This window comes from Pseudomonas sp. H1_A03 (assembly GCF_054685145.1).
The window spans coordinates 1,235,752-1,247,911 of the sequence record NZ_CP162829.1 but is presented as its reverse complement, the minus strand read 5'-3'; the positions used below and the strand labels follow the sequence as shown (position 1 = coordinate 1,247,911).

Below are 12,160 nucleotides of genomic sequence, written 5' to 3'. Positions count from 1 at the left end.
AACACCTCATTGGGATGACAGCAAGGGCGGGCGGCGCAGCAAACCGTGCACCGGACCGAAGACCACGGACAGCAGATACCCGGCACCCGCCACCAGCACGATGGCCGGGCCGCTGGGTAACGAGTAGTAGAACGACAGCAACAAACCCAGCCACACCGACACGCATCCCAGTACTGCCGATACTGCGATCAATACGGGCAGGCGCCGGCTCCAGAAACGTGAAGCGATGGCCGGCAACATCATCAGGCCCACCACCATCAAGGCGCCGATGGCCTGGAAGCCGATCACCAGGTTCAGCACCACCAGGGTCAGGAACAGCCCGTGAGCCAGGGGGCCGAGGCGACTGATGGTTTGCAGGAACAGCGGGTCGAGGGTGTCCAGCAGCAGCGGCTTGTAGATCACAGCCATGACGCTCACGCTGAAACCTGTGACCCAGAGCATGCCAGTGAGGGTGGTTTGGTCCACGGCCAAGGCGGAGCCGAACAGCAGGTGCAGCAGGTCCAGGCGCTTGCCGGCGATGCCGAGGATCAGCACGCCGGCGGCGAGCGAGATGGGGTAGAGGGCGGCGAGGCTGGCGTCTTCGCGCAGGCCGGTGCGGCGGGTGATCCAAGCGGACAGTCCAGCCATGCTAAGGCCCGCGCCGAGGCCACCGATGGTCAAGGCGGGCAGGCTGAGCCCGGCAAACCAGAACCCAAGCGCGGCGCCGGGCAGAATGCCGTGGGCGACGGCGTCACCGATCAGGCTCATGCGCCGCAGGATCAAAAACACGCCCAACGGTGCGGTGCTGCAGGCGAGCACCAGGCCGCCAATCAAGGCGCGACGCATGAACACGAAATCAACGAATGGCATCCACAGGTGGGCGGCGAAATGCATCAGGCCACCTGCATCTGAGGCTTCGGGCGGATCAGCTCTTTGCTCGGACCAAACACGCAGCCGGTGCTTTTGATGTGCACCACTTGCTGGGTGTGCTGGCGCACGGATGCAAGGTCATGGCAGACGACGATCAGCGTGCGGCCTTGCGCGTGCCAGGCGTGGATGTGTTTCCAGCACAGCGCCTGGCCTTCTTCGTCGAGGGCGGCGTGAGGCTCGTCGAGCAGCAACACGGGCGCTTCGGCCAGGCTCATACGGGCGAGCAGGGCGCGCTGCAATTCGCCACCGGACAAGGCCATCAGCGGGCGGTGCTCCAGGCCGCTGAGGCACCAGTCTTGCAATACCGCCTCTAGGCGCTGGCTGCGTTGTTGTGGGGAGAGTTGAGTGCCCCAGAAACCGGCGGCGACCAATTCTTGAAGGCTGATGGGGAACTGGCGGTCGAGCTGTTGCTGCTGGGGCAGGAACGACAGGCCGCCACGGCGTGGAGCGTCCACGCTGACTTTGCCCGCCAGAGGTTTTTGCAGGCCGGCGATAACCTTGAGCAGGCTGCTTTTACCGGTGCCGTTGGCCCCGATGATGCCGGTCAGGCTGCCTTTTTCCAGGGTGAGGTTTATGGCGGGCGTCAGTGGTTGGCCTGGGGCGCCCCAGCGCAAAGCGGTGCAGGTGATCATGCAGGGTTTCTCGTCCAGCGGCTTTCGGCCACGGCATCGTGCGCGTGCAGGCTTTCGGCGTGGATCACTTTCAGGTGGAAGGCTTTGACGGCATCCGAGCGTTTCAAGGCGAGGTTCAGGCGGCGGGCGGCGTCTTCGCAGAACATCAGGTTCTGCCCATTGGCCAGGGCGAAGGCTTGTTCGTCCGCACGTTTTACAGCGGTTTGTACGGCGGTGCCGAGGGCGGCTTCGACCTTATCGATCAACTCTGTAATAGGTAATTGCTCGCCTTGCAGCTGAACATGCAATTGCGCATTGCTGCGCTGGCTGTGGGGCGTGGCGACGATGCCGTTGGCGCTGCCGAGCCAGGTCAACACGTCGTCGTGCCGCAACGGAGTGTTGGCGAAATCTTCGAGAAACTGCTGCTGAATCAACTGCCTGGCGAGGGCAGCGGAGCACGGGCACGTCGAGGAATAAGTAACGTCAATTTTTAGTTCCACGTGGAACATCTGGTTTTCGAGACGCGCTTCGATGCTGATCGGGTAGCGCTTCCACCCAGCCAAGGGGCTGACTAGGGCGGCGCGTTTCAGCAGAAAATCGGTGTGGATACGCAGGTAGGCGTTCTTAGATAAACCTTCATGACTGTCGAGAAAACGCTGCAGTACATTACGCAGATGTGCAGGCGTAAGAGACTGCTGGTCGAGCATCTCCAGCGCCAGGTACAGGCGTGACATATGAATGCCACGGGCGTTGCCATCCTCCAGGCTCACGCCAGCGTCGGCGGTGGCCGTCAGGTGCTGGCCGTTGATCAGGATCGGCAACGCGATGCCGCACATGCCCACCCAATCGAGTGGCAAGGCTTGGCGTGAAGCCTGCGCGGCGATATCCGGCAGAGTCAGCGCATTCATGAGCAGGTCCATCGTTGGAAATAAAAAGACATGTTATATTATAACTATTGAGTCGACGATGATTTTTCTGCTCCAGCCTTTTTTCAGTCATGTCGAGTAGGGACGCTCCTTCATTTGCGGTATCCGTATGCACAGACGTCAGCTCCTGAACCTGCTCTTGGCCAGCCCTCTTTTCACGCTGCCGTTTGCGGCCCACGCCACGCAGATACGCAACGCCCGCTTGTGGCGCTCGGACGACAAGCTGCGGCTGGTGTTCGACCTCAGCGGCCCGGTGCAATACAAGACTTTTACCCTGAGCGCACCGGAGCGTGTGATCATCGACCTGAGCGGCGCCGGGCTCAGTGGTGATTTCACTCAGTTGGCGTTGAAGAACAGCGGGATCACCTCAATCCGCTCCGGGCATTTCGGCAAAGGCGATACGCGCATCGTGCTGGACCTGGCGGCGCCGATGCAGCTCAACAGCTTTCTATTGCCGCCCCAGGACGGCCAGGGTCATCGCCTGGTACTGGACCTGACCAGCGCCACCCAGGCGCCTCGACAAATCGCCGCCGAACCTGCGCCGTTAGTGGATAAGGCGCACCCCAAGCGCGACATCATCGTGGTGGTCGACCCCGGCCACGGTGGCAAGGACCCAGGCGCCGTCGGCTCCAAAGGCCAGCGCGAGAAAGACGTGGTGCTGTCCATTGCCCAGTTGTTGGCCAAACGCTTGAAGCGCGAAAAGGGCTTTGACGTGAAGCTGGTGCGCAACGACGACTTCTTCGTACCGCTGCGCAAGCGCGTGGAAATCGCCCACAAGCACAATGCCGATATGTTCATCTCAGTGCATGCGGATGCCGCGCCACGCATCACCGCATCGGGCGCTTCGGTGTATGCCTTGTCCGAGGGCGGCGCCACTTCAGCCACGGCGCGATTCATGGCGCAACGGGAGAACGGCGCCGATTTGCTCGGGGCTACCAGTCTGCTCAATCTGAAGGACAAGGACCCGATGCTGGCCGGGGTGATTCTGGACATGTCGATGAACGCCACCATCGCCTCCAGCTTGCAGCTGGGCAGTTCGATTTTGGGCAGCTTGGAAGGCATCACCAGCCTGCATCAGAAGCGCGTGGAACAAGCTGGGTTTGCGGTGCTCAAGTCACCGGACGTGCCGTCGATCCTGGTAGAGACCGGGTTTATTTCCAATGCAAGGGACAGCGCGCGCCTGGTTACCGCGCGCCATCAACAGGCGGTTGCGGATGGTCTGTTTGAAGGCCTGAAAAAGTATTTCCAGAAGAACCCACCGATGAACAGCTACATGGCGTGGGTGCAGGAGCAGAAGAACGGTCAGGTCTAACAGCCGGTCATGCGGCTGCAGGTGAATTTGGCGCTGGCGCCGCCCGAACTGGAAAACCGGTTGAGGGTGGTCCAGCCCACGCGCCGCGTGTAGCCGACCCATGCCTCACCGTCCGATGCCAACCCGGTAAAGAACGTCAGTTGCCCGTATCGGCTGTTGGTCTGTGCCCAATAGCGTTTGCCGATTACCTCGTACCCGCGCAAGTACGTGGTGCTGCCGACTGTCGCTACGCTGTAGGCGTTACCCAATGGGTCGACGCAGGCCAGCAGGTTGGCGCTGCGCGTGCAGTTGGCCAGCAGGCTCGGCGCTTGGGCGCAGGCAGTTCCTACCGCCACCAATAACAGGGCGCACACCAAGTATTTCATCGGGCTTCTCAAGGGTGGGAAAGTGTTCAAGCATTGCGCCCTTCGTCGTGGCAAGCAAGACAGGATTGGCTTATTTGTATTGTTATACTATAACATAAAAATACAGCCTGGCTTGACCGGGCGGCCTGATGAGAATGTCCTGATGCCCAATCGTCTCCCCGTTACTGTGTTGTCCGGCTTTCTCGGCGCCGGTAAAAGCACGCTGCTCAACTACGTCCTTCGCAACCGTGAGAACCTGCGGGTGGCGGTGATCGTCAACGACATGAGCGAAATCAACATCGACGGCAGCGAAGTCCAGCGCGACGTCACGCTCAACCGCGCCGAAGAAAAGCTGGTGGAAATGAGCAACGGCTGCATCTGCTGCACCTTGCGGGAAGACTTGCTGGAAGAAGTCGGAAAGCTCGCCAAGGAAGGTCGGTTCGATTACCTGCTAATCGAATCCACCGGCATCTCCGAACCGTTGCCCGTGGCCGAAACCTTCACTTTTCGTGATGAAAACGAACAAAGCCTGACCGACATCGCGCGCCTGGACACCATGGTTACCGTGGTCGACGGGATGAACTTCCTGCTCGACTATCAGGCCGCTGAAAGCCTGGCCTCACGCGGCGAAACCCTCGGTGAAGAAGACGAACGCTCCATCACCGACCTGCTGATCGAGCAGATCGAATTCGCCGACGTGATCCTCATCAGCAAGATCGACCTGATCAGCAGCCGCGAACGCGAAGAGTTGATAGCGATCCTCGAGCGTCTTAATGCCCAGGCGGAAATCATCCCGATGGTCATGGGCGAAGTGCCTTTGCACAAGATCCTCAACACTGGGCGTTTCGACTTTGAACGCGCCGCCCAAGCCCCGGGCTGGTTGCAGGAACTGCGCGGTGAACACGTGCCGGAAACCGAAGAGTACGGCATCGCGTCCACCGCCTACCGTGCCCGCCGCCCCTTTCATCCGCAGCGTTTTTTCGACTTTATCGACCGACCCTGGGTTAACGGCAAACTGCTGCGCTCCAAGGGCTTTTTCTGGCTGGCCAGCAAGCACCAGGATGCAGGCAGTTGGTCCCAGGCCGGCGGCTTGATGCGCCATGGTTTTGCCGGCCGCTGGTGGCGCTTTGTGCCGAAAAGCCAGTGGCCGCAGGACGAAGAAAGCGTCGCGGCGATCATGGGTAACTGGCAACTGAGCACCGGCGATTGTCGCCAGGAACTGGTGTTTATCGGGCAGAACATTGATTTCGCCTTGATGCGCGTCGAGTTGGACGCCTGCCTGCTCAACGATGAAGAAATGGCCCTGGGCGTCGAAGGTTGGCGCCTGCTGGCCGATCCCTTTGGCCCTTGGTATGAAGAGGCAGCCGCCTGATGCTGGCCCCGGTGACTCCCCTGCGGCCCGTGATTCGCCAGGTCTTTGGTGAAACGCCGCTGGCGCTCTCTGACATTCTCGAAGACGGCGTGAACCTAGCGTTGTGGCAGCGCCAATTGCCGCTGCACATCGCTGAGTTCGGCGCCTTGCTGGTGGCGCTCAATGAGCCGCTGGCCGATTCCATGGTCATCGAGCTCAACAACGAAGACGCCCTGCCCAACTTGCAGGGCTTGGCGTCCAGTTGCCGCGATCTTGAAGGCTATGAAGGCTTTGTCGCCGATGTATCGTGGCTGGTCAGCGCGTTTGCCTGCTTACTGGGTGCCAAGCGCATTGGTGTGCGGCTGCGACTGTTGGACAAGGCCATGTGCCCGCGTTTTCACGTCGATCATGTGCCGGTGCGGCTGATCACCACCTATGCCGGCATCGGCAGCCAGTGGTTGCGCGAAGGCGTGATGGAGCGTCGCCAGCTGAGCCAACCGGACGCGGAGCCCAGCGAGCGTATCGAACAGATCCACTGCGGCGAAGTCGCCCTGCTCAAGGGCACCAAATGGCATGGCAACGAAGGCCACGGTTTGATTCACCGCTCGCCAGCCCTCAAAGCCGATGAACGCCGCTTGATCCTGACACTGGATTGGCTCGCATAACCGCGTAGGATCAACGCTCTACACGGTCCGAACGATGCCCCTCATGCTGCAGAACATTCCTACCCACGTGATTGCCGGGCCCCTGGGCGCCGGCAAGACCAGCCTCATCAAGCACCTGCTCGCCCAGCGTCCGGTACACGAGCGTTGGGCCGTGCTGATCAATGAGTTCGGGCAGATCGGCCTGGACGCCGCCTTGCTCACTCAGGATGACGACGGCATTGCCCTGGGCGAAGTCGCCGGAGGCTGTCTGTGCTGTGTGAATGGAGCCCCGTTTCAGGTAGGACTTGGTCGCTTGTTGCGCAAGGCCAAGCCTGATCGGCTGTTTATCGAACCGTCGGGCCTGGGCCATCCGGCGCAATTGCTCAAGCAACTGCGCGCAGCGCCGTGGCAGGAGGTGCTGGCCGTTCAGCCTTGCGTGATGGTGTTGGATGCGCAGGCCCTGGCGGCAGGCAAACCCTTACCGACAGCGCAACAGGAAGCGCTGGCCCATGCAGGACTGCTGGTATTGAACAAGGATGAAGCGCTGGACGCCGCACAGCGCCAGGCGATTGAGCGGTTGTTACCGGAATGTCCGCTTTACTGGACGCGCCAGGCCCGGCTGCCTCTGGAGCAATTGCCAGGCCTGTACGAACACGCGAGCCGCGCTGTGGATAACTTCGCAGAGCCAAAAGGCCTGGCGCAAATGCCGGCCATCTGGAGCGATCCCACGTTACCGATTTGCCTCAGCCAAGCCCAAGAGGGCGGCTGGAGTATTGGCTGGCGCTGGCACCCGAGCCAGCAATTCGACGCGCAACGCCTGTATCAATGGCTCACACACCTTGAATGGCGCCGCGCCAAACTGGTTATCCACAGCACAGAAGGGTGGGTATCCACCAACGCTGTGGATAACAGCCCGCTCGCCTGGCAACCCAGCGAATGGCGGCGTGACTCGCGGATCGAGTTGATTTTCAGCGAGCCACAGGACGTGGTCACATTGAAGGCTGCGCTGGCGGCCTGCCGTCACTGACGGTTCTTGGTGCCGTGGTCCTGACGCCACTGGCTCAGCTCGATCACTTCGGCGCTGGGCAGCGGCGTCTTGATCTCGAACGGGTAGGGCGCGAGTTCGATCTGTGCACTGTGGGCGCCAAATTGGGTAATCGTCCCAGGATGGCGGGTTTCCCCGGTCACGGTGAACTCAAAATTGTAGATACGTGCCAGGCGCCGCCGCCCGTTGGCATCCTTCACAAAACCGATGCGCTTGAGCGCCACCGCGCCGTCCAACAGTTCGATGTCGAGCTTGGCGCAATGCTGCTTGACCCGCTCCAGCGCCCGTTCGCGCAAGCCGTGGTTGTGCCACACCCAGGCGGCGCCGGTCGCCAGCAGCATCAACACGAAGATGTTTCCCAGGGTCAGCATGCGATGAACTCCAACAAAGTGAGAGCAGCTTAACTGTGTCGCCGGTCTGTCGTATAGGCCGTGTTTAGTCGCATACTGCGCGCCCAGAATTTCAACGGCTTGACGGAATCCCCTGCATGAAACGCACACCTCATCTGCTTGCGATCCAGTCTCATGTGGTCTTTGGCCACGCCGGAAACAGCGCCGCCGTGTTCCCCATGCAGCGGGTTGGGGTGAACGTCTGGCCATTGAACACAGTGCAGTTCTCTAACCATACGCAGTATGGCCAGTGGGCGGGCGAAGTGTTGGCGCCGCAGCAGATTCCGGCGCTGGTGGAAGGCATTGCCGCGATCGGCGAGCTGGGCAACTGCGACGCCGTGCTGTCCGGCTACCTCGGCAGCGCGGACCAGGGCCGGGCGATCCTCACCGGCGTGGCGCGCATCAAGGCCCTCAACCCCAAAGCCCTGTATTTGTGCGACCCGGTGATGGGCCATCCGGAGAAAGGCTGCATCGTGCCCCAGGAAGTCAGCGATTTCCTGCTGGACGAAGCCGCGGCCATGGCTGACTTCCTGTGCCCCAACCAGTTGGAGCTGGACAGCTTTGCCGGGCGCAAGCCGCAATCGTTGTTCGATTGCCTGGCCATGGCCAAAGCGTTGCTGGCGCGCGGGCCGAAGGCAGTATTGGTCAAGCATTTGGATTACCCCGGTAAGCTGCCGGATGGTTTCGAGATGCTGCTGGTGACCGCCGAAGGCAGCTGGCACCTGCGCCGACCGCTGCTGGCGTTTCCGCGTCAGCCAGTGGGCGTTGGCGATTTGACCTCGGGGCTGTTCCTGGCGCGCGTGTTGTTGGGCGATAGCCTGCTGGCCGCCTTTGAGTTCACCGCCGCAGCGGTGCATGAAGTGCTGCTGGAGACCCAGGCTTGCGCCAGTTACGAGCTGGAGCTGGTGCGCGCCCAGGATCGCATCGCCCATCCTCGGGTGCGTTTTGAAGCCACCGCCATCGGCCTGTAGGAACATTCCTGATTGAGCCAGGCAAAGGGCGTCCGGTACTATCAGGCGCCTCTTTGTCCCCTGTGCTTTTCAAGGAAGAACCATGTCGCATTTCCTACGGGCTTTTTCCGCGCTGAGCCTGGTTTCGCTGCTCAGCGCTTGCAGCATCAACGGTAGCTACCCGGACGCCACCGAACCCGATGCCGCCAAGTTGCGATTCGTCTCCAATACCCAAAATTCCACGCTCGACTTCTTCGACGCGCAGCACTGCGCAGGCCGCACCACCGGCATGCTCAACAACTCCCTGATGACCGACACCAAGCGTCGGGTTGGCATGATCGTGCCGCCGCCGGAAAAAGCCCGTGGCCTGCTGGAAGTGAAGCTGGCGCCTGGCAAGCCGCTATTCATGCGCATCAACACCAATGGCGGCGGCTATGTGTGTGCCAAGGCGATCAGCTTCACACCGGAAGCGGGCAAGGAATATGAAGTGACGTTCGACGTGGCGGGGGGCAGTTGCATCACGACCTTCCAACGCCTGCAACGCTTCAACGGTAAAGACGAGCGCATTCCGCAGCCGATGATCGAAACCCCGCTGCAAGCGTGCGCCGGCAGCACGCCGATGTTCCCCAAGCAGATTCCGGAAACGCCCAAGCGCGCTGCGCTGATCAACACCATCGTCGACACCAACGTGCAGTTGTTCAAGATGATGAACCCGGACACACCCGTCGAGCCGCCGTCGACACCCACGTCGCTTGAAGCGCAGATTGCCAAGCGTAAGGCGGCAATGGGCTCGTTCACGTTGCCAGAAGCCTACTGGACTCAATATCGGCAGAATTTCACACTGCTGAATGAAGAGGCGGCGGCGCAAGAGGCGCGGACGATGGGCCTCTATGTAGAGGTTTTTCGCTATCGACTAAGCGTCACCGAGGACGCCGTGTTGGAGCAATGGCTGAACCCGACGGACAACGCTACGCGCGATCTTGTGGCGGCGAACGACAAGGTGATGACGGCCTATTACACCAACACTCGCAAGTCAGTGATGATTGAAGTGCTCAACCATCACCTGGCGCGCATGGGGCAGTTGGATCAGCGCTTTGATGTGTGCGCGCACTTCGACAAGTGCTGGCACTACTGATGCCTACAGCGCGTCTCCCTTGATTTCCTGGTAGCGCTTTTCCAGCTCCTGGCGGATCTGGCGGCGCTGCTGGGCTTGCACGAACCGGCGTTTATCTTCGCTGTTATGCGGTTGCAGCGGCGGTACGGCGGCCGGTTTGCGCTGGTCGTCCACGGCCACCATGGTGAAGAAGCAGCTGTTGGTATGGCGCACCGAGCGCTCGCGGATGTTCTCGGTTACCACCTTGATGCCCACCTCCATCGAGGTGTTGCCGGTGTAGTTGACCGACGCGAGGAACGTCACCAGTTCGCCGACATGGATCGGCTCGCGGAAAATCACCTGGTCTACCGACAACGTGACGACATAGCGGCCGGCGTAACGGCTGGCGCAGGCGTAGGCGACTTCGTCGAGGTATTTGAGCAGGGTACCGCCGTGGACATTGCCTGAGAAGTTGGCCATGTCAGGGGTCATCAATACCGTCATCGACAGCTGGGCGTTTCCGGGTTCCATAGCACACTCACGGGTTGTAGGCATTGGTTGGGGGGCACCTCTGCGGGTGCTGGAATCTTTGCAGCGCCATCCCTAACGGGACGCCGGTGGGCGGCTTGCCGTCACGCTTCTACCGATCTGTTTCCATATATTGCACCGGCTTTCTGCCGGAAGTCGCGGTGTTAACCTTCAAAAGTCCATCTCAGGGCATTTCTTACGATTAAGGCCGACTTTTCCTTCCGCTCTCTGCGACCGTTCAACGGCGTGCGGAAGTGGGAAAAGCGCCAGTACCCTCAAGGAGCCCCTCGCCATGCACGCCATCAGCTTTATTCAGGATTTGGCCGTGATCATGCTGGTGGCAGGGGTTGTCACCATCCTGTTTCACCGCCTCAAACAGCCGGTGGTGCTGGGCTACATCGTCGCCGGCTTCATTATCGGCCCCCACACCCCGCCGTTCGGCCTGATCCACGACGAAGACACCATCAAGACCCTCGCTGAGCTGGGGGTGATCTTCCTGATGTTCTGCCTGGGCCTGGAGTTCAGCCTGCGCAAGCTGTTCAAGGTGGGCGCCACGGCGTTTATCGCGGCCTTCCTGGAGATCATCCTGATGATCTGGATCGGCTACGAAATCGGCCAGTGGTTCGACTGGAACACCATGGATTCGTTATTCCTGGGAGCCATCCTGGCGATTTCCTCCACCACCATCATCGTCAAGGCGCTCAATGACCTGAAGATGAAAAACCAGCGCTTCGCCCAGCTGATTTTTGGCGTGCTGATCGTGGAAGACATCCTCGGTATCGGCATCATTGCCTTGCTGTCGAGCATCGCCGTCAGCGGAACGGTCAGCTCCGGCGAGGTGTTTTCGACGGTCGGCAAGCTTTCGCTGTTCATGATCGTTGCGTTGGTCATCGGCATTTTGCTGGTCCCGCGTTTACTGGCCTACGTGGCCAAGTTCGACAGCAATGAAATGCTGCTGATCACCGTACTGGGCCTGTGTTTCGGGTTCTGCTTGCTGGTGGTCAAGCTGGAATACAGCATGGTGCTGGGCGCCTTCCTGATCGGCGCGATCATGGCCGAATCCCGGCAGTTGATTAAGATCGAGCGCTTGATCGAGCCGGTTCGCGACATGTTCAGCGCCATCTTCTTTGTGGCGATCGGCTTGATGATCGACCCGCAGATCCTGCTGCAATACGCCTGGCCGATTGCGGTGATCACCGTGGCCGTGGTGCTGGGCAAGATGTTGTCTTGCGGCCTGGGGGCGTTTATCGCCGGCAATGACGGCCGTACCTCACTGCGCGTAGGTATGGGGCTGTCACAGATTGGCGAGTTTTCCTTCATCATCGCGGCGTTGGGGATGACGTTGCAGGTGACAAGCGACTTCCTGTATCCCGTGGCGGTGGCAGTTTCGGCGATTACCACCTTGCTCACGCCGTACCTGATCCGTGGTGCTGACCCGCTGTCATTGAAGATCGCGGCGGTCATGCCCAAGCGCATGAGCCGGGTGTTCGGCATGTATGGCGAATGGCTGCGCAGCATTCAGCCACAGGGCGAGGGTGCGATGCTGGCGTCGATGATCCGCAAGATCATCCTGCAGGTGGGGGTGAACCTGGCGCTGGTGGTCGCGATCTTCTTTACCGGCAGTTTTTTTGCGGCGCGTATCGGCGGGTATCTGGAGGGTTGGATCAGTGATCCAAGCTGGCAGAAGGCGTTGATCTGGGGCGGGGCATTGTTGCTGTCGCTGCCCTTCCTGATTGCGGCGTACCGCAAGCTCAAGGCGCTGTCGATGCTGCTGGCGGAGATGAGCGTGAAGCCGGAAATGGCCGGGCGGCATACTCAGCGCGTGCGGCGGGTGATTGCGGAGCTGATCCCAATCCTCTCGCTGCTGGTGATTTTCCTGCTATTGGCAGCCTTGTCGGCCAGTATTCTGCCGACCAACAAGTTGCTGGTGCTGATCGCCGTGGTCACGGCAGCGGTGGCGGCCGTGCTCTGGCGGTGGTTCATCCGCGTGCATACGCGGATGCAGGTCGCTTTGCTGGAGACGCTGGATAATCACAAAGATACGCCAGAGCACTGACC

General features: G+C 60.7%; 13 protein-coding genes. 7 read left to right on the top strand and 6 right to left on the bottom strand.

Annotation, left to right across the window (positions count from 1 at the left end):
* Positions 1-6 precede the first annotated feature (6 nt).
* The 3 genes from AB4O35_RS05845 to folE2 are packed head-to-tail and all read right to left on the bottom strand — an operon-like array spanning position 7 to position 2,428.
* Positions 7-873, bottom strand: coding sequence for a metal ABC transporter permease (locus tag AB4O35_RS05845; protein WP_065880322.1), 867 nt, complete (start codon positions 871-873; stop codon positions 7-9).
* The gene (locus tag AB4O35_RS05840; RefSeq protein WP_065875547.1) at positions 873-1,541 is read right to left on the bottom strand and encodes a metal ABC transporter ATP-binding protein; all 669 of its coding nucleotides are present in this window, start codon (positions 1,539-1,541) and stop codon (positions 873-875) included. The genes AB4O35_RS05845 and AB4O35_RS05840 overlap by 1 nt, the downstream gene beginning before the upstream one ends.
* Positions 1,538-2,428, bottom strand: a complete 891-nt coding sequence (gene folE2 / locus AB4O35_RS05835; protein ID WP_065946082.1) for a GTP cyclohydrolase FolE2 — start codon at positions 2,426-2,428, stop codon at positions 1,538-1,540. Before folE2 ends, AB4O35_RS05840 begins: the two co-directional genes overlap by 4 nt.
* A gap of 127 nt (positions 2,429-2,555) precedes the next feature.
* Here folE2 and AB4O35_RS05830 point away from each other — a divergent pair, with 127 nt between their 5' ends.
* The gene (locus AB4O35_RS05830; protein WP_065875545.1) at positions 2,556-3,758 is read left to right on the top strand and encodes an N-acetylmuramoyl-L-alanine amidase; all 1,203 of its coding nucleotides are present in this window, start codon (positions 2,556-2,558) and stop codon (positions 3,756-3,758) included.
* Here the strand turns inward: AB4O35_RS05830 and AB4O35_RS05825 are convergent.
* Positions 3,755-4,123: a glutamine synthetase gene (locus AB4O35_RS05825; RefSeq protein WP_065875544.1), complete on the bottom strand. Its 369-nt coding sequence runs from the start codon at positions 4,121-4,123 to the stop codon at positions 3,755-3,757. The two genes, AB4O35_RS05830 and AB4O35_RS05825, sit on opposite strands and share 4 nt — an antisense overlap.
* A gap of 142 nt (positions 4,124-4,265) precedes the next feature.
* Between AB4O35_RS05825 and zigA the strand changes: the two genes are divergently transcribed.
* The 3 genes from zigA to AB4O35_RS05810 are packed head-to-tail and all read left to right on the top strand — an operon-like array spanning position 4,266 to position 7,124.
* Entirely contained in the window at positions 4,266-5,474 is a 1,209-nt protein-coding gene (gene zigA / locus AB4O35_RS05820; RefSeq protein WP_065875543.1) for a zinc metallochaperone GTPase ZigA, read from the top strand.
* A complete protein-coding gene (locus AB4O35_RS05815) occupies positions 5,474-6,118 on the top strand; it encodes a DUF1826 domain-containing protein (RefSeq protein ID WP_065875542.1) in 645 nt (214 codons plus the stop codon). Before zigA ends, AB4O35_RS05815 begins: the two co-directional genes overlap by 1 nt.
* Before the next feature lie 43 nt (positions 6,119-6,161).
* Positions 6,162-7,124 (top strand): CobW family GTP-binding protein, encoded by a 963-nt coding sequence (locus AB4O35_RS05810; protein ID WP_065946081.1) that lies wholly within the window; start codon positions 6,162-6,164, stop codon positions 7,122-7,124.
* Here AB4O35_RS05810 and AB4O35_RS05805 read toward each other — a convergent pair.
* Positions 7,118-7,513: a DUF3301 domain-containing protein gene (locus AB4O35_RS05805; RefSeq protein WP_015886608.1), complete on the bottom strand. Its 396-nt coding sequence runs from the start codon at positions 7,511-7,513 to the stop codon at positions 7,118-7,120. The genes AB4O35_RS05810 and AB4O35_RS05805 overlap by 7 nt on opposite strands.
* A gap of 116 nt (positions 7,514-7,629) precedes the next feature.
* On the opposite strand from AB4O35_RS05805, the gene pdxY reads away from it, so the two are divergent.
* Together pdxY and AB4O35_RS05795 are read left to right on the top strand one after the other, a co-directional pair.
* A complete protein-coding gene (gene pdxY, locus AB4O35_RS05800; RefSeq protein WP_049710858.1) occupies positions 7,630-8,502 on the top strand; it encodes a pyridoxal kinase PdxY in 873 nt (290 codons plus the stop codon).
* Positions 8,503-8,584: 82 nt separating this feature from the next.
* Entirely contained in the window at positions 8,585-9,616 is a 1,032-nt protein-coding gene (locus AB4O35_RS05795; RefSeq protein WP_065880318.1) for a hypothetical protein, read from the top strand.
* A 3-nt stretch (positions 9,617-9,619) separates the two neighbouring features.
* Here AB4O35_RS05795 and AB4O35_RS05790 read toward each other — a convergent pair whose 3' ends face one another.
* Positions 9,620-10,105 carry an acyl-CoA thioesterase gene (locus tag AB4O35_RS05790; RefSeq protein ID WP_065946080.1) on the bottom strand — a complete coding sequence of 162 codons (486 nt, stop codon included), beginning with the start codon at positions 10,103-10,105 and terminating at the stop codon, positions 9,620-9,622.
* 289 nt (positions 10,106-10,394) lie between these two features.
* On the opposite strand from AB4O35_RS05790, the gene AB4O35_RS05785 reads away from it, so the two are divergent.
* A complete protein-coding gene (locus AB4O35_RS05785; RefSeq protein ID WP_065875539.1) occupies positions 10,395-12,158 on the top strand; it encodes a cation:proton antiporter in 1,764 nt (587 codons plus the stop codon).
* Positions 12,159-12,160 lie beyond the last annotated feature (2 nt).